13 protein-coding genes are annotated in these 17,821 nt (G+C 36.2%); 8 read left to right on the top strand and 5 right to left on the bottom strand.

All coding sequences use genetic code 11. From position 1 onward, the window contains the following. Positions 1 to 64: 64 nt before the first annotated feature. The 6 genes from E0F89_RS00155 to E0F89_RS00130 all read left to right on the top strand — a co-directional run bounded on the left by E0F89_RS00155 (position 65) and on the right by E0F89_RS00130 (position 5,543). Complete coding sequence (locus E0F89_RS00155) at positions 65 to 346, top strand: FoF1 ATP synthase subunit delta/epsilon (protein ID WP_131907853.1); 282 nt, start codon at positions 65 to 67, stop codon at positions 344 to 346. 226 nt (positions 347 to 572) lie between these two features. After that, complete coding sequence (locus tag E0F89_RS00150; RefSeq protein WP_131907852.1) at positions 573 to 1,724, top strand: aminotransferase class I/II-fold pyridoxal phosphate-dependent enzyme; 1,152 nt, start codon at positions 573 to 575, stop codon at positions 1,722 to 1,724. A 47-nt stretch (positions 1,725 to 1,771) separates the two neighbouring features. After that, positions 1,772 to 2,164 carry a GxxExxY protein gene (locus E0F89_RS00145; RefSeq protein ID WP_131907851.1) on the top strand — a complete coding sequence of 131 codons (393 nt, stop codon included), beginning with the start codon at positions 1,772 to 1,774 and terminating at the stop codon, positions 2,162 to 2,164. Between the two features lie 55 nt (positions 2,165 to 2,219). Next, positions 2,220 to 2,837: a dethiobiotin synthase gene (bioD, locus tag E0F89_RS00140; RefSeq protein ID WP_131907850.1), complete on the top strand. Its 618-nt coding sequence runs from the start codon at positions 2,220 to 2,222 to the stop codon at positions 2,835 to 2,837. 37 nt (positions 2,838 to 2,874) lie between these two features. Then, the gene (gene bioA / locus E0F89_RS00135) at positions 2,875 to 4,146 is read left to right on the top strand and encodes an adenosylmethionine--8-amino-7-oxononanoate transaminase (RefSeq protein ID WP_131907849.1); all 1,272 of its coding nucleotides are present in this window, start codon (positions 2,875 to 2,877) and stop codon (positions 4,144 to 4,146) included. A gap of 230 nt (positions 4,147 to 4,376) precedes the next feature. Further along, positions 4,377 to 5,543 (top strand): beta-ketoacyl synthase N-terminal-like domain-containing protein, encoded by a 1,167-nt coding sequence (locus tag E0F89_RS00130; protein WP_131907848.1) that lies wholly within the window; start codon positions 4,377 to 4,379, stop codon positions 5,541 to 5,543. Between the two features lie 156 nt (positions 5,544 to 5,699). Here the strand turns inward: E0F89_RS00130 and E0F89_RS00125 are convergent, their stop codons facing one another. After that, positions 5,700 to 6,209, bottom strand: coding sequence for a regulatory protein RecX (locus tag E0F89_RS00125; protein ID WP_131907847.1), 510 nt, complete (start codon positions 6,207 to 6,209; stop codon positions 5,700 to 5,702). Between the two features lie 469 nt (positions 6,210 to 6,678). Between E0F89_RS00125 and E0F89_RS00120 the strand changes: the two genes are divergently transcribed. Further along, positions 6,679 to 9,708, top strand: a complete 3,030-nt coding sequence (locus E0F89_RS00120) for a T9SS sorting signal type C domain-containing protein (RefSeq protein WP_131907846.1) — start codon at positions 6,679 to 6,681, stop codon at positions 9,706 to 9,708. Positions 9,709 to 9,952: 244 nt separating this feature from the next. Continuing rightward, on the top strand, positions 9,953 to 13,801 hold the full coding sequence (locus E0F89_RS00115) for a T9SS sorting signal type C domain-containing protein (protein ID WP_243699443.1): 3,849 nt from the start codon (positions 9,953 to 9,955) through the stop codon (positions 13,799 to 13,801). A 139-nt stretch (positions 13,802 to 13,940) separates the two neighbouring features. Here the strand turns inward: E0F89_RS00115 and E0F89_RS00110 are convergent, their stop codons facing one another. The 4 genes from E0F89_RS00110 to E0F89_RS00095 all read right to left on the bottom strand — a co-directional run bounded on the left by E0F89_RS00110 (position 13,941) and on the right by E0F89_RS00095 (position 17,734). Beyond that, positions 13,941 to 14,807 (bottom strand): cupin-like domain-containing protein, encoded by an 867-nt coding sequence (locus tag E0F89_RS00110; protein ID WP_131907844.1) that lies wholly within the window; start codon positions 14,805 to 14,807, stop codon positions 13,941 to 13,943. A 102-nt stretch (positions 14,808 to 14,909) separates the two neighbouring features. After that, positions 14,910 to 15,995 (bottom strand): biotin synthase BioB, encoded by a 1,086-nt coding sequence (gene bioB, locus E0F89_RS00105; RefSeq protein ID WP_131907843.1) that lies wholly within the window; start codon positions 15,993 to 15,995, stop codon positions 14,910 to 14,912. A 259-nt stretch (positions 15,996 to 16,254) separates the two neighbouring features. Next, the gene (locus E0F89_RS00100) at positions 16,255 to 16,710 is read right to left on the bottom strand and encodes a hypothetical protein (RefSeq protein WP_131907842.1); all 456 of its coding nucleotides are present in this window, start codon (positions 16,708 to 16,710) and stop codon (positions 16,255 to 16,257) included. 94 nt (positions 16,711 to 16,804) lie between these two features. Continuing rightward, the gene (locus E0F89_RS00095) at positions 16,805 to 17,734 is read right to left on the bottom strand and encodes a bifunctional riboflavin kinase/FAD synthetase (protein WP_131907841.1); all 930 of its coding nucleotides are present in this window, start codon (positions 17,732 to 17,734) and stop codon (positions 16,805 to 16,807) included. Between the last annotated feature and the right edge of the window lie 87 nt (positions 17,735 to 17,821).

Below are 17,821 nucleotides of genomic sequence, written 5' to 3'. Positions count from 1 at the left end.
TTAGGAATTATGTGTTTCATATAAATTCATAATTCATAATTTATAATTCATAACTCAAAAAAGTATGTTATTAGAAATAGTTTCACCAGAAGCAAAATTGTTTTCAGCAGAAGTAACTTCGGTAACACTGCCTGGAGTTGATGGAAGCTTTCAAATTTTGAATAATCACGCACCAATTGTTTCTATTTTAGAAAAAGGAGTAGTGAAAATTACAGCGTCAAACTTTGCTTTTGCAAAAGATGTAGCAAGTAAATTCACAAAGCTGGATGCCCAAAATTACACACTTGCTATCAATTCTGGAACAATTGAAATGAAAGACAACAAAGTTATTGTTTTAGTTGACTAAGACAATTCAGAATATAAATAGAGCCTAACGTAACTGTTAGGCTTTTTTTTTGGAGCTATTTCCCGCTTTCCATTACAAGCTCTTGAAGGAAACATTTTTTTTGTTATAACCGCCACGAGCTTCCTTTGGTCGCTGTGTCAATTCTACAAAAAATAGTGTTTCCTTCTACGAGGCTTTCCATTGCAATCTGGGCTAAATTCATCCAACTTTAGTATTTTTGTTAACTATGAAACGATTTCCACCTTCTCTTTCCGCTAAATTGGAGACTCGAAAGCAAAATAATGCTTTGCGACAATTGTCTTTGTCAAGTAAAATGTTTGATTTCTCGTCGAATGATTATTTAGGATTGTCTAAATCAGAAACTGTTTTTAAGGAAACGCATCAGTATTTAATAGATAATAATTTTATTCAAAACGGTGCAACAGGTTCGCGATTATTGTCTGGAAACCACAAACTATATCAAGAAACGGAAGATTTTATTGCTAATTTTCATCAGTCAGAAACAGCGCTGATTTTTAATTCGGGTTACGATGCTAATGTTGGATTCTTTGGCTCGGTTCCACAAAAAGGAGATTTAATTTTATACGATGAATTGTGTCACGCTTCCATTCGGGACGGAATTCAACTGTCGAATGCCAAAGCCTATAAATTCAATCACAATGATTTTGAAGACTTAGAAAAATTAATTTTAAGGAATCCAGACACCATTATTTATATCGTTACTGAATCTGTTTTTTCTATGGATGGCGATTGCCCAAATCTTGAAGAATTGGTTTCGCTTTCGGATAAACACCATAGCTATCTAGTTGTTGATGAAGCGCATGCTTTGGGAGTTTTTGGTTCAAAAGGCGAAGGGTTTGTTCAAATGCTGGGCTTGCAAGACCATGTTTTTGCCCGAATTATGACTTTCGGAAAAGGGTTAGGATGCCATGGAGCCGCGATTTTAGGTTCGGTTGATTTGAAGGATTATTTAGTGAATTTTGCGAGAAGCTTTATTTATACAACAGGGCTTTCGCCGCATGCTGTTGCTACTATTTTGATTGCGTACCAACATTTAGAAACGGATTCAGATTCAATCTTAAAACTTCGGGAAAACATCGTTCATTTCAATCAGGAAAAGAATATGATGAGTTTAAAACCACTTTTCGTCCGAAGCAAATCAGCGATACAATCGGCTATTATTCCGGGAAATGAAAAAGTAAAAACTATCGCCAACCAACTGCAGGAAAAAGGGTTTGATGTGAAAGCGATACTTTCGCCAACCGTTCCAGAAGGCCAAGAGCGCTTGCGTTTATGTTTGCACAGTTATAATTCGCCAGAGGAAATCGCGGAAGTGTTGCGATTGTTGAGTACTTTTGTTTTTATGGCACGCGGATAATACGGATTTAACTGATTAACACGGGTTTTATTTTTAAAATAAAGACAATGGGTGATTTATTGTATAAGAATTTGAGCGATACTATTTTGAAAATCTATTTTGAAGTTTACAACGAACTTGGATATGGGTTTCTTGAAAAAGTGTATCAAAATGCCATGTATTTAGAGTTAAAATCCCAAGGGTACAAAGTAGAAGCTCAAAAACAAATTAAAGTATATTATAAAAGTCAATTGGTAGGGGACTATTTTGCGGACTTATTGATTGAAGACTCTATTATTCTTGAACTTAAAGCGTGTGGATGTTTGTTAGACGAGCATAAAGCCCAACTTTTAAACTATCTAAAGGCAACTGATGTAGAAATTGGATTATTACTGAACTTTGGAACCACTCCAGAATTCAAAAGGTCTATTTACACCAACGACAGAAAAAAGCTAAAATAAATTTTTAAAAATCCGTGACAATCAGTTAACTCTGTGTCATCCGTGTGCTAATTATATGAAACTATTTATAACAGGAATTGGAACCGATGTAGGCAAAACTATCGCATCAGCCATTATAACAGAAGCTTTAGAAGCTGATTATTGGAAACCCATTCAAGCGGGTGATTTACTAAACTCCGACAGCCATAAAATCAAATCGTTTTTGTCCAATAAAAAGACGGTGATTCATCCCAATAGTTATGCTTTGAATACACCAGCCAGTCCGCATTTTGCTGCTGAATTGGACCAAATTACTATCGACTTAAAGAATTTTATCGAACCCAAAACAGAAAATCATTTGGTTGTTGAAGGAGCAGGAGGTGTTTTCGTACCATTAAATGATACCGATTGTGTGATTGATTTAATCCAAAATGATTATAAAGTGATTGTGGTCTCTCGGCATTATTTAGGAAGTATCAATCACACTTTGCTGACGATTGAAGCCTTGAAAAACAGAAAAATCGCAGTTGCGGGAATAGTGTTCTCCGGAGATGAAAATAAAGCTACAGAAGAAATAATTCTGAGTAAAACGGGAGTAAATTACATTGGACGAATAGAACAAGAACCGTATTTTGACCAAAATGTAGTCAAAGAGTATGCAGATTTACTTCGAGAAAACTTGCTAAAACTATAATAGCAATTTCAATGGCAATTGCAAAATCAAAAATCAAATGACTTTAACTGAACGAGACGGCCAGTATCTTTGGCATCCATATACCCAACATAAAACTGCAGCATTACCTATTGCTATAAAAAAGGGAAAAGGCGCTTTGCTTTGGGACGAAAACAACAAAGAATATATTGATGCAATCGCTTCGTGGTGGGTAAATCCGTACGGACATTCCAATACGTTTATTGCCGATGCCATTTATAAACAACTTACAACATTAGAGCATGTTTTGTTTGGTGGATTTACACATGAACCCGCTATTTTGGTTGCCGAGAAATTGATGGAAATTTTACCAAAAAATCAACAAAAAATATTCTTTTCGGATAATGGTTCTACGGCTGTTGAAGTGGCAATTAAAGTGACTCTGCAATATTTTTTCAATAAAAATGAAAAGAAAACGACGATAATTGCTTTCGAAAATGCTTTTCACGGTGACACTTTTGGTGCTATGGCAGCAAGTGGAATCTCGTTTTTTATGGAAGCATTTGAAGGGATGTTTATTGATGTGGTTCGGATTCCGGTTCCGGTTAAAGGAATGGAACAAGTAAGTTACGATGCTTTACAGAATGTTATAGAAAATAATAATTGTGCGGGCTTTATTTTTGAGCCATTGGTTCAAGGAGCCGCAGGGATGGTGATGTATGAAGCGGAAGCTTTAGATAAATTGATGCGAATTTGTCAGCAGAATAATGTGCTTACTATTGCGGATGAAGTGATGACAGGTTTTGGAAAAACCGGAAAAACCTTTGCAACGGATTATTTGATTGAAAAACCAGATATGATGTGCCTGTCTAAAGCGTTGACCGGAGGAACGATTCCTATGGCGATTACGACTTTTACGCAGGATTTATTCGATGCTTTTTATGATGACGATATCAATAAAGCGTTGTTTCACGGACACACCTTTACAGCAAATCCAACAGGTTGTGCTGCAGCTTTGGCTAGTTTAGAATTGTTGCAGACTGATGAAATGCAAGCGAATATTGTTCGAGTAAATAAAAGTCATTTGGACTTTCAAGAACATATAAAAAATCATCCAAAAGTAGTTACAACACGAGTACTGGGAGTCATTTTTGCTTTAGAAATAAAAACCGAAAGTGCTGCCAGCTATTATGGAAGTTTACGCAACAAACTCTATGGTTTCTTTATCGAAAACGGCGTGATTCTGCGTCCGGTTGGTAATATTGTGTACATTTTGCCTCCGTACATTATTACAGATGAGCAATTACAAAAAGTATATCAAGTGGTCGAAAATGCGTTAGAAATAGTGTAATTTTTGGCCACGGATTCAGCGGATTAAACGGATTCTCACAGAATTAAAAAATCCGTTTTTATCGGTTTAGATCCGTGTCATCCGTGTGCTTTTTTTTAGCCACAGATTTAACGGATTAAACGGATTTTCACAGATTAAAAAAATGCGTTTTTGTCAGTAGCATCGGTGCTATTCGTGTGCCAATTTTAAGAAAAACTTTGCGATCTTTGTCGCTAATTAATAGTACTATCTTGTCAATAACAATCTCCATAACCGCCATAGCTTCCATTTCTCCATTGGGTACTGACTCAAAAGTTATTTGGGAAAACTATCTCAAGGAAGACCATTGTTTTACGGAACATGTTTTAGATCATAAGAAAACTTTTGTTGCTAAATTAGACAGTGATTCAAAACAAGTAGTTGCTGAATTAAGAGCGTCAGACAGTAAATATAAATCATTGGATAAATCAGTTTTGTATGCAATGGCAGCTGCACGAAAAGCGATGCGCAACGCGGGTTGGACGCAGAATGACGTTTTTGGAATCAATATCGGTTCCTCTCGCGGTGCCACGGATTTATTCGAAAAACATTATCAAGAGTATTTACAAACCGGGAAAGTACAAACTTTGGCTTCACCAACGACGACTTTGGGGAATATTTCTTCTTGGGTTGCCCATGATTTACAAAGTTCGGGACCGGAAATATCGCATTCTATTACCTGTTCTACAGCGTTGCATGCCGTGTTAAACGGTGTTGCATGGTTACGAGCGGGAATGGCGGATAAATTTTTAGTGGGTGGTACTGAAGCGCCTTTAACTGATTTTACGATCGCCCAAATGCGCGCGTTGAAAATTTATTCGAACAGTATCGAAGAATATCCCAATCGGGCACTTGATTTAGAAAAAAAGAAGAATACCATGATCCTTGGCGAAGGTGCCGGCGTGTGTTGTCTCGAAATAGGGAAAAAGGAAAATGCCTTGGCATACATCGAAGGAATTGGTTATGCTACGGAGATTCTGGAACATAATATTTCTATTTCGGCAGAGGCGACTTGTTTCCAAAAATCAATGAAAATGGCATTGCAAAACACCAGTTTGTCCGAAGTTGATGTTATTGTCATGCACGCTCCGGGAACCATAAAAGGAGATTTGACGGAATACAAAGCCATAAAAAAAGTTTTTGGCGAAACCATTCCTTTATTAACCACTAATAAATGGAAAATTGGACACACTTTTGGAGCATCGGGGATTTTGAGTATGGAACTTGCGATATTGATGATGCAACATAACAAAGTCATCGCAGTACCTTTTGCAAATTCCCCAGTCAAGATTCAAAACCCTGACAGCGTAATAAAGAAAGTTTTAGTCAATGCCGTTGGTTTTGGTGGTAATGCGGTGAGCGTGCTTTTGAGTTTATAGCGATTCAATTTACAGATGTCGACGCATAAAAAAGGTAGCCGCGAATTACTCTAATTTTCACTAATTTTTTAAAAAAGAAAAAAGGAATTCGTGCAAATTGGTGTAATTCGTGGCTGAAATAATTAAGCAGTAGCAGTTACGAAGCGTCTGGAATATTTAAATTGGGTACTGATCCACTGCATTCGTGTCATCTGTGTTCGAATTTTCCAATTCTCTAACTTTTTCGTAAATTAAATTACTTTCGAAGCCTTTTCGAAGTAAATAGTCGCAGAATTTTTTGCGCTTTTTCAGATTGTTGGTTTCTAAAATCGATTCCCAATTCCTTTCTGCAACGGTGTCAAAATTGGATAAATATTCCTGAGGATCGATTTCTTTTAGTGCCAAATTTATATTGTACTGCGTAATTTTCCGAAATTTTAATTCATTGACAATTCTGATTTTTCCCCAAAATTTAATGCGGTGTTTTCCTCTGGCAAAACTGCAGGCAAATCGTTCTTCATTTAAAAAATTAGCACTGATCAGATGCACCATGATGGTATCAGTTTCTTCAGAATCCATTTTCATGCTGCGCAATTTTTGCACCACTTCGTCATGACAGCGTTCCTGATAAGCACAGTAATTTTCAATCTTATTTATGGCTTCTTTTATGGAGTAAACGGGATTCATGGGTTGTTTTTTAAAGGTCTGAAATTAACGATTTATTTGTTGAAAATGACACTTTTTTTTATTCTAATTTACTGTTAAAAAACAGGAATGGTCGAGGGTGTATAAAATATAATTTTATTTTTTTTTAAATAAATTAATAAATAATCCTTGCAAAATGGTAGTGTAACGGATATAAATGCACTTTATCGACTTAATTGTATTATGGTACAATATTTTTTAATATTTGTATGCCAAAAATCTATTAATTATATAACCTACGTACTACAATGTTAATGAAAAATTACTTCCATTTTTCTTTCGTGAATATTCAAAACGGGGACAACCACAATTATAGTTTTGTGCCTAAAATCTAAACAGCATTATCCTTTCAAAAACTAACTGAATGTAAGAACAGTTTAACGGATTTAATGATGGTTACGGATTTTTTCAAAATAATTTGGGTTTAAATGATATTTCAAAAATATACAATATGATAAAAAAATTACTCTTCACTCTTTTTTTAGTTTTTGTTCAAACAGTGAGTTTTGCTCAAGCTACAGGAGATTATCGTTCTCAAGGAAGCGGAGATTGGTTAAATAAAGCAAATTGGCAGTATTATAATGGCTCTTCGTGGGTTACTCCCTCTGGAACAGCACCACAAGGTTATCCAGGACAGTTTACTGGCACCGGTTCTGTTCTGGTTCAGGCAGGGCATGCCATCAACATTGGGAGTGCTGGTATAACAACTAATGCAATTGGTACAATTACAATTAGCGGTTCGTTATTGTTAAATGGGCTTAGTAATTCAATAATTAATTATAATATTGTTACGCAGAATATTATCGTCAATGCGACTGGATATATTGGATTCTTCGACAAAGTGAACTTGAAATTGCCTTCAGGCGCAAGTATTCAATTAGTTACTGGCGAAAGCGGGCTTAGAGGAGATTGTAGTAATAATCAATCTATTTATATGGGACCTTTAGAATTTGCTGCCTGTAAAGGTAATTCTGAAGCAGGATTTACATTTCAGACCTTGATTCAAAGTGGAGGGACTCTTAATGCAATTGTAACCGCTGCATCGCCTGTTTGCGCAGGAAATACTATTAATTTGACTGGAAGTATGTCTGGTCCAATAGGCACTGGTCTTATTTATACGTGGTCAATAAAAGACCCCAACAATATTACTACAACTGTATTTGGAAAGAATACAAATATTGTTAGTAGCATAGCAGGGAATTATGTTGTTACTCTTACTTGCACGACAAGTTATGACGGAAATTCTTTTTCTAATTCAGAATCTATTCCTGTTAGAGTAAATCCTTTACCAACAGCAGCTGGCACAATTACCGGACCAGCAACTGTTTGTCAAGGGCAATCAGGAGTAAGTTATTCTGTTCCTGCAATAACCAATGCCACTAGTTATAGTTGGGCGTATTCTGGAGCAGGTGCAACAATTACAGGGGCTACAAGAACTCCGACAATAACATTTGCAGCGAATGCTACTTCAGGAAATCTTACAGTTTATGGCGTAAATGCATGTGGTAACGGAACTGTTTCTGCAAATTATGCGGTAACGGTAAATGCAGTACCAACCGCACCAGCAACATCGGTAACCCAACCGATTTGTACTATTTCTACAGGAACAATAACTGTAGCCGCACAAGCTGGTCTGAATTATAGTATTGATGGAATAAATTATACAAACACAACAGGTATTTTTTATAATGTGGCAGTGGGAACTTATAATGTATCGGCAAAGAATGCCTCCGGATGCATTTCTCGCAGTACACCGGTATCGATAATAGCTCCAGTAACGGCAACATGGAATGTTGTTTCCGGTGTAGGAGCTTGGACTAATGGGCCGCCAACAAGTGCAAAAGCCCTTATTTTTAGCGGAAATTACAATTCAGAAACAGATACTGTAGCTACCGTTGTAGAAGGATGCTCCTGTAAAGTGAACTCGGGAGCAGCTGTTGTTTTTACTGACGGAAAGACTTTAAAAATAAGTAATGAAGTTAAGGTTTTAGGTTCGGGAACTTTAACTTTCGAGAACAATGCCAGCTTGGTTCAGATCAATGATGTTGTTAATACGGGAGATATAATTTATAAAAGAGAAACAAGAACAACCGTAAATAAATTTGATTTCACCTATTGGTCTTCGCCTGTGTCTAAGCAAACCTTATACCAATTGTCTCCAGAAACATTGTGGGATAAGTACTTTTCTTATAACGCTGCAGACAATAAATGGGTACAGGAAAATTCGTCAAAAGAAATGCAACCAGGGATTGGGTATATTATTCGAGGTCCACAAAGTCATATTGCGCCAAATCCAATTAATACGTATCGTGCTACTTTTATTGGAGTGCCACACAATGGAACTATTGTAGGTCCTGAAGTGACAAAAGGGGAAGCTTACTATCTTGTAGGGAATCCTTATCCATCGGCTTTAGATGCAGATAAATTTTTAATGGCCAATAGTTCCGTTTTAACGGGTACGCTTTATTTCTGGACGCATAAAACTCCAATTGGGACTAATGTTAGTAATCCGGGATCAGGAGTATATGCGTATTCTTCGGATGATTATGCTACCTATAATCTTACCGGAGGAATTGGAACTAATGGTGCGCGTTATGATAAAGGAGGTGCCGAATCTCTAAGCGGCAGTGTAAAACCAACTGGTGAAATAGCGGCAGGTCAATCTTTTTTCACAATTAGCGTTCCTGCTCCAGTAAAGGTTCCTATTGTATTTAAAAACAATATGAGATTAGGAAATGAAGATAAAATAATGGATAACTCGCAGTTTTTTAAAGTTAAAAACAAAACGAAAAAAACAAATGCATTGGAAAGACACCGTTTTTGGTTAAACCTTACAAATAGTCAAGGCGCTTTCAAGCAAATGTTAGTTGGGTATATAACCGGTGCTACCAATGGATATGACACTTCTTTTGACGGGCAAAGTTTTAATGGAAATCAGTTCGTTAATTTTTACAGTGTTAATGAAGATAAAAATCTAACGATACAAGGCAGGGCTTTACCATTTGATAAAAATGATATCATTCCATTGGGGTATAGTTCTACGATACAAGGTGGTTTTTCAATTAGTATCGATGAGGTTGACGGATTATTTATAAATCAAAACATAATTGTCGAAGATAAGGTTCTTAATGTAACTCACGATTTGAAAAACGGTCCGTACAACTTCACTACTGAAAAAGGTACTTTCGATGAACGCTTTGTATTGCGTTACACCAATAAAACGTTAGCGACAGCTGATTTTGAATTAGATGAAGAAAGTGTTCTAATTTCTAAGGATAATAGTGAATTAAAGATAAAATCTCAAGGTGAGAACATAAATCAAATTACTGTTTTTGATTTGCTGGGACGAAAAGTGTTTGATAAAACCGGAATAAATGCTAATGAGTTTCAAACTTCTAATGTTAAACTTACCAATCAGGTTGTTTTAGTGAAAGTGTCTTTAACAAATGGAAAAGTAATCACTAAAAAAGTCCTTTATTAAATACAGTAGAACAACTTTAAAATGTATTAGATAATCCCATTCTGTTTGTTCAGAATGGGATTTTTTTTGTGTTTTAAAATGGGTTTAAAAATAAAATAAATGGACTTTATTTTTATGTAAATATCACTAAATGTGGGTATTGTGAAAAACATTCTTTCTTTTTACTTTTATATAGGCAAACAAAGAAAGTTAAAATTAGGAGTCGTCTTGCGATTCATAATTGAATCCAAAATCCACATAAATTTTGAAAACAACACTCCTTTATCTCGTTATTATTGTTAGTTTTTCGTCACTCAATGATGTTTATCCCCAACAAGGAAAGTTAGACCATACATTCAATACCTTCGATGACGGTTTACAGGGAGATGGTTTTGACGCTACCGTAAGAACAGTTTCTTTACAAACGGATGGGAAACTAATTGTGGGAGGTGATTTTCTGAATTTTAATGGCGCGTCGACTCCTTATGTATGCCGCTTATTTCCCGATGGATCAAAAGATACTTCTTTTAATTTGGGCTCCGGAATTAATGGGAAGGTATATTGTTCCCTAGTGCTTCCCGATGGGAAGATCATTCTGGGAGGTTCTTTTACAGCGTTTAATGGGAAAGTTGCTTACCAATTAGTTCGATTAAATATAGATGGTTCTCTGGACGTTAGTTTTAATACTCCAATAGCCGTAAATCCCGGGATTGTATATGGAGTAGCGTTGCAAACTGATGGAAGCGTAGTTATTGCAGGTAGTTTTACGAAGTACAACGCCATCACTGCTAATCGGGTGGCGAGGATTTTAACGAACGGAAATTTAGACACATCATTCGCAATTGGAGTTGGTGCAAGTTCGTTGGTAGAAGAAGTTCACATTCAGAAAGATGGGAGAATAATTTTGGGAGGATCATTTACTTCATTTAACGGAACTGCGTGCGGCAAAATAATTCGATTAAATACTAATGGAACTGTAGATGCTACTTTTGTGCAAGGAACAGGTTTTGACGATAATGTAGCAGCTATTACAACACAATCCGATGGAAAAATTATTGTGGGTGGTGAGTTTTTAAATTTCAATGGAGCACCTGCCAATAAAATAATCAGGTTGCATCCCGATGGAAGCAGGGATGCCTCTTTTGTTTCCGGATCAGGATTCAGTAACGGAGTCGTTGAAATTATAAAAGTAAATGCTGCAGGTTCTATTATGGTTGGAGGTTCGTTTACCGGAACTTATAATGGTACCGATGTAAATAGAGTAATTCTTCTGGATAGCAATGGGGTTATTGTTCCGGGATTTGATATCGGATCCGGACCAGGAGGCGGTATAGTCTATGCGCTGACAGAGGATTCATCAAACTCGTGGTATGTTGGTGGTTCATTTTCTGTTTTCGATTCCCAGAATCAAGGAAGGCTTGCTAAAATTGATGTGACAGGATCTTTAGATATCGGGTATCTTACCGCCGGAGTTGGTTTTGATAGCTCTGTTTTGAAAGTGATTGCCTTAGCCGATAACAAAACGATGGCTTTTGGAAATTTCACCAAATTTAACGGTATAAGTTGTAACAGAATCGCGCGATTGTTCGATGACGGAGCCATTGATTCTTCTTTTAATCTTTCCGGTGCAGGAGCGAATAATAGCATTAAAAGTGCGATTGTCCAAAAGGATGGTAAGATTGTCATCGCAGGGGCTTTTACAAGCTACAACGGTGTGACTGCAAACAGAATAAAGCGAATTTTAGCCGATGGATCCGCTGATGCGACCTTCTCCGTTGGGACAGGGTTTAATAATCAGGTTTACGCTCTAGCCTTACAGCCTGATGGTAAAATAATTGTCGCGGGGAATTTCACAAGCTATAATGGCATTTTGATAAACAGAATTGCTCGTTTGCTGTCCGACGGAACTTTGGATTCTAGCTTTAATGTTGGTGCAGGGGCGGATGCTATAATCGAAATTGTTGTGTTGCAACCGGATGGCAAAATACTTTTGGGTGGGCAGTTTTCTTTCTTTAATGGTTTGTCCTACAACAGAGTGGTTCGTTTACATACAAATGGCAGTATCGATTATGGATTTTCCACTGGTGTCGGTTTCGATAAAAATGTGTATTCAATCGCATTACAATCCGACAATAAGTTGGTTGTCGGCGGGACATTCCTGAATTATAAAGGCATTTCCGCAAAAAAAATTGTAAGATTGAATACGGATGGGAGTTTAGATTCAACTTTTTCAACAGGATTAGGGTTTAGCAGCGGGGAGATACGTACTATTTTGGTTCAACCCGATGACCGACTTTTAATTGGAGGAACCTTTGCAGCAACGTACAATGGGACTGCGGTAAAACGGATGGTAAGACTGCTTTCAAACGGGATTTATGACACTACTTTCTCGGTAAATTTAAACAACACATTGTATAGTATTTGTTTCACTCCAAGTAATAAGGTGATGATTGGTGGGAATTTCAATTCGGTTTCCGGTGTAACGAAGCATCGTGTGGCTCGTATTAAATTGTGCACCAATAGTTCCAATTGGAATGGAAATTCTTGGAGCAATGGGATCCCGTCGGTGGAAAGAACATTGGTTTTTAATGGGAATTATAGTGTATCGGAAACAATTAATTCCTGTTCTTGCTCGATCAGCTCGGGGAATACAGTTACAATTTCGGATGGAAAAACTCTGGGTGTAGTTTTCGAATATTCCGGTGCCGGCACATTAATTTTAGAAAACAATGCAGCCCTATATCAATCCGAAGAGCAGGTGCATAATTCAGGAATAATTCATTTAAAAAGAAAAACCACTCCTATTATTAAAATGGATTATACCTACTGGTCTTCCCCGGTTTCTAATCAAAAATTATTCGATGTATCACCCGAAACGCTCTCCGATAAGTTTTATTCGTATCACGCGATAAATGATTCCTGGTGGAATGAGAGTCCGGCAAATGCTATGATAGCGGGGAAAGGCTATATTATTCGCGGTCCGCAGAGTTTTTCAACAACTGCCAAAACGGTTTATGAGGCTGTTTTTAAAGGCATTCCAAACAATGGACGGGTGCTGGCTCCAATAGCTGTAGCTAAAACCTATAATTTGATTGGAAATCCATATCCTTCAGCAATTAATGCTGATTCTTTTATCATCGCTAATAAAGGAATTATAGACGGCAGTATTTATTTATGGACACATAATACCGCGATTACAAATAATCAGTATACCTCGGATGATTATGCGGTTTATAATTTATTGGGAGGAGTGGGAACGAGCCCTGCTTTAAAATCGGGAGTAAATAATTCAAAACCGGATGGCAAAATTGCTTCTGGGCAAGCATTCTTTGTAACTGGTGTTAATAATGGCGGGAATGCTATTTTTGATAATAATATGCGAGTAGTGGGACAAAATTTTAATTTTTTCAAAGCTGATACACCTAAAAAATTAAATCAGGTGGAGAAACATCGCATCTGGCTGAATTTATCCAACAGTCAAGGCGCTTTCAAGCAGATCTTAATTGGTTATATTGATGGAGCTAATAATGATTATGATACGGGTTTTAATAGTGAAAGTTTAAATGGCAATCAGTATTTAAATTTCTATAGTATTATTCAAGACAAGAAATTAGTGATTCAAGGAAAAGCTTTGCCGTTTGAAGCAGATGAAATTAAATTAGGGTTCTCAACAGTGTCAGCAGGAAGTTTTGTCATTAAAATTGATGAAGTTGATGGATTGCTTTCTGGCCAGGATGTCTTTATCGAAGATAAATTAAACAATACACTTTTTGATTTAAAAACGGGGGAGTTCAGTTTCAATACTGAAGTAGGAACGTTTAATGATCGTTTTGTTTTGCGTTATACTGATAAAGCTTTAGGGACAGCGGCTTTTGGTGCAAATGAAAATTCGATAACAATTGCCAAAGACAACATGCAATTAAAAATAGAATCACCTCTTGAAAATATTAAACGAATTACGGTTTTTGATTTGCAAGGCAGAAAAGTGTTCGAGAAAGAAGCTGTAAATAATACCGTATTCCGTACTTCAAATATCGCTTTGATTAATCAAATAGTAGTAGTAAAAGTAATTTTAACAAGTGGTAAGGTAATTTCTAAAAAGCTCATTTTTTAGAAAGAAATAACTAATTTAAAAATCATATTAGATTCCGTTCTGTTAAGCAGAATGGATTTTTTTATGGAATCTAAAGGCGATATCCATAAAAGAATTCTCTATTTTTTTATATTAATACAATATTTACACAATCAAAATGTTACTTGGTCAAATTCTTATTGGTCGTGCTTATTGCTTTGTCGTTTTTATAATCAATCCATTTCTGGCCTTTTCTTTTTTTCATAAAATTATCGATGTGTCTCATGATAAATACATTATAGGCCGCTTTCGATAATTTAACGATGCTTCTGGGAAAAGCTCTTAGACTCATAGAAAAACCGGGAGTGAGGTATTTCATGTAATGCCAATAGCCTTCCGGCATATAAAGCATTTCTCCGTGTTTTAATTCGGTAACATAACCTTTAGCTTGTTTCAAAGCAGGAAATTTATTGAAATCAGGAGTGTCAAAATTAATATCTTCCCGGGAAATTAAGGAGAAAGGGACTTTGTACAGATAAGGCGTTTGCTCCGGCGCAAATAAAACACATCGCTTGGTTCCGTGAAAATGAAAATGCAGAATGTTGGAATAATCAATATCAAAATGCATAAAAACTTTTGAATTTTCGCCTCCGAAGAACAACATAGGGAGTTGCTTGATAAGTCGCAAACCGATGTCAGGCCAGAGGAAGTCTTTTTTTAATACAGGTACTTCCTGCATTAAATTATACAGAAAAATTCGAAAGTTAGTAGGCTTTGAATTAAGAAGATCAACATAATCAGCCATTTTCATATTGGCATGCGCTTCATTAAATCCATCTTTATAAGAAACAGGACGGTCGTCATATAGTGGAACTATTTTGTCACCGGCAATTTCTTTGATATAGTTTAAATTCCATTTTTTATAAGCAGGCCAATCAGCTGTTAGCTGCTCAACCACAACTGGTTTTTGCTTTTTTACAAAATTGGTGTAAAAATCTTCTTTCGAAATGGTTTTTACGCGCTCAATTTCAGTCAGTTGTAATGGCATAGTAAAATCTTTAAATTTATAAAAAAACTCCTAGTGTTAACTAGGAGTGAAATCATTAGTGTTGTGTAAAGGTAAACGAATATTTATTGATAATATTTCAAATTAACTTTCCTTTTTGGATGCTTCAAGATTTTTCTCAATGGAATGTCCGGGTCTTGACCATTTTGGTTTTTCTCCTAGTGGAGCAAATTGAGAGTCATGAGCTTCTATGGTTTGAGGCTGAGAAACTTTGGTAAATGGTTTTTGAGGATTTAATCCTAGCATTTCAAACATTTTCATGTCTTCGTTCACGTCAGGATTAGGTGTGGTAAGTAATTTGTCTCCGGCAAAAATAGAATTAGCGCCCGCAAAAAAGCACATGGCTTGACCTTCACGGCTCATGTTCATTCTACCTGCGGAAAGGCGAACTTGGGTTTCCGGCATGATGATTCTCGTTGTTGCTACCATTCGAATCATTTCCCATATTTCAACTGGTTTTTCCTTTTCCATTGGAGTTCCTTCAACGGCAACCAACGCATTTATTGGCACTGATTCCGGTTGTGGATTTAAGGTAGAAAGTGCTACAAGCATTCCTGCACGGTCGTCAATACTCTCTCCCATCCCAATTATTCCGCCGCTACAAACAGTAACATTTGTTTTACGAACATTTTCTATGGTTTGCAAACGGTCTTCAAATCCGCGTGTGGAAATAACTTCTTTATAATATTCTTCGGAGGTGTCTAAATTGTGGTTGTAGGCGTATAAGCCAGCTTCTGCCAGTCGATGTGCTTGATTTTCCGTAATCATTCCAAGGGTACAGCAAACTTCCATGTCTAGTTTATTAATGGTACGCACCATTTCAAGAACTTGGTCAAATTCAGGACCGTCTTTTACATTTCTCCAGGCCGCTCCCATACAAACACGAGACGAACCGCTTGATTTAGCGCGTAATGCTTGTGCTTTTACCTGGCTAACAGACATCAAATCGTTGCCTTCAATTTCGGTATGATACCGTGCCGCTTGCGGACAATATCCGCAATCTTCCGGACATCCACCTGTTTTTATGGAGAGTAAAGTCGAAACCTGTACCACGTTAGGATCATGATGTTCTCTATGGATAGAAGCTGCTTCATAAAGCAAGTCCATCATAGGTTTGTTATATATTGCGATAATTTCGTCTTTGGTCCAATTGTGTCTTGTAATGCTCATTGATACGATTTTTTGATGCATCAAAAGTAGTCAAATTGTTGTTAAGAACAAACGCAAAAGCTTTGAAAAGCCTATCTATAAGTAAATCAAAGAAAAAATAGTTTTCAGTTGTATTAAGGATACTTTTATTTTTTCATGATGCCGAGGAATTCCAATTTGGAAGCGGTATAATTGATAAATAGCAGAAAAGTGAAACGCCGCAAAGACAGTCTAATTACTGATTTGCGGCGTTTATTTGAATGAAAAAAGCAAATTAAATTTAAGATTCGGCACCATGTTTATCCGAGGAATAACGGGTGTCCCAATACAACATCAGCATAAACGTAACAATCACGGCCGATACGATTCCTTCAAACAATAAAGAGATGGAATACGTCATTACGGACGGCTCACCCCCAAATAAAAAAGTTTTTGATAATGATCCTACATATGCGTCTCCACCTTTTGCGTAACTGTAAACAATCAAACCAATGATGCTCAAGAATATTCCTGTAAGGGCAGTTAGCAGTGCAGAAACAGCATTAGAAACTAATATGGTCTTGCCTTCAGCGAAATTAGATTTAAGGGTTCGGGAAGTTCCATAAAATACAAATAGGACATTAAATAGTCGTAAAAAATAAATATCTGCCAGACCCAAAAGTTCCATTAATAAGAAATAGAGCCCAATTCCTGTGAAAATAATGAATCCGTTTATTAATTCTTTTGGAAGTTTCATACAACTAGTTTTAAAAGTTAGAAAGTATATCTTATTTATAAACAGGATATTATTTTCAAATTTACAGAAAAAATAGGAACATTTTACAAAAAAATTAAAATTTCTTCAAGTAGTCGAGTGCTGTTTTTGTGTCTTTCTCCAATTGTTCTTTCAGTAAATTTATAGACGCAAACTTTTGCTCTGAACGAATTTTTTGGAGTATTGAAACACGTATTTCTCGATTGTACAAATCAGCATTAAAATTAAAATAATGAATTTCAATTGACTGGTTTTTTCCCTCAACGGTTGGATTGAATCCAATATTCATCATTCCGAAAACGGTATTCTTGTCGATGATGCTTTGTACAATGTAAACTCCGTTTTGAGGAATCAGTTTGTAATTTTCTTCAATTTTTAAGTTTGCTGTTGGGAAATTGATGGTTCTTCCCAATTGTTTTCCTCGAATAACAGTCCCTGTCAGAAAATAATCATACCCTAAATATTTATTGGCCAAAGCCATATTTCCCTCTAAAAGCGCGTTTCTGATTTTAGTGGAACTTACCGATATAGCATTGATTTCCTGAACTGATATTTGTTCTACTTCAAAATCATATTGTTTCCCAAAAGCGATTAGATCATCAATATTGGCTGTTCGATTTCTGCCAAATCTATGATCGTGACCAATAATAATTTTTTTTATGCGTAATTGATCAACTAGAACGGTACGTACAAATTCTTCTGCGGTCAATCTTGAAAATTTCTCATCAAAAGGATGGATTACAAGATTTTCAATGCCAATTTTCTCTAATAATTCAATTTTTTCATTGATCGTGTTGAGCAGTTTTATATCAGAATGTTCCTGTAGAACCATTCTGGGATGAGGAAAAAAAGTAAGCACTACACTTTCATATTTCTCGTTCTCCGTGTTTTGCGTTATTTTTTTTAGGATTTTTTTATGACCTATGTGTACCCCGTCAAATGTACCTAAGGTTAGAATCGTTTTTTTCGTAGAACTGAAATCGTTTATGGAATGAAAAATCTTCAAAGCAAGTGTTTTATAATGGGCAAATTTAATCTATCCAATTGATATAATTAAAAAAGGATTGAAATCTTCAATCCTTTTTTAATTAAT

This window comes from Flavobacterium caseinilyticum (assembly GCF_004349085.1).
Classification (GTDB): domain Bacteria; phylum Bacteroidota; class Bacteroidia; order Flavobacteriales; family Flavobacteriaceae; genus Flavobacterium; species Flavobacterium caseinilyticum.
Note: the sequence above shows the minus strand (reverse complement) of the source record. Positions and strands in the feature narration are given on the sequence as shown.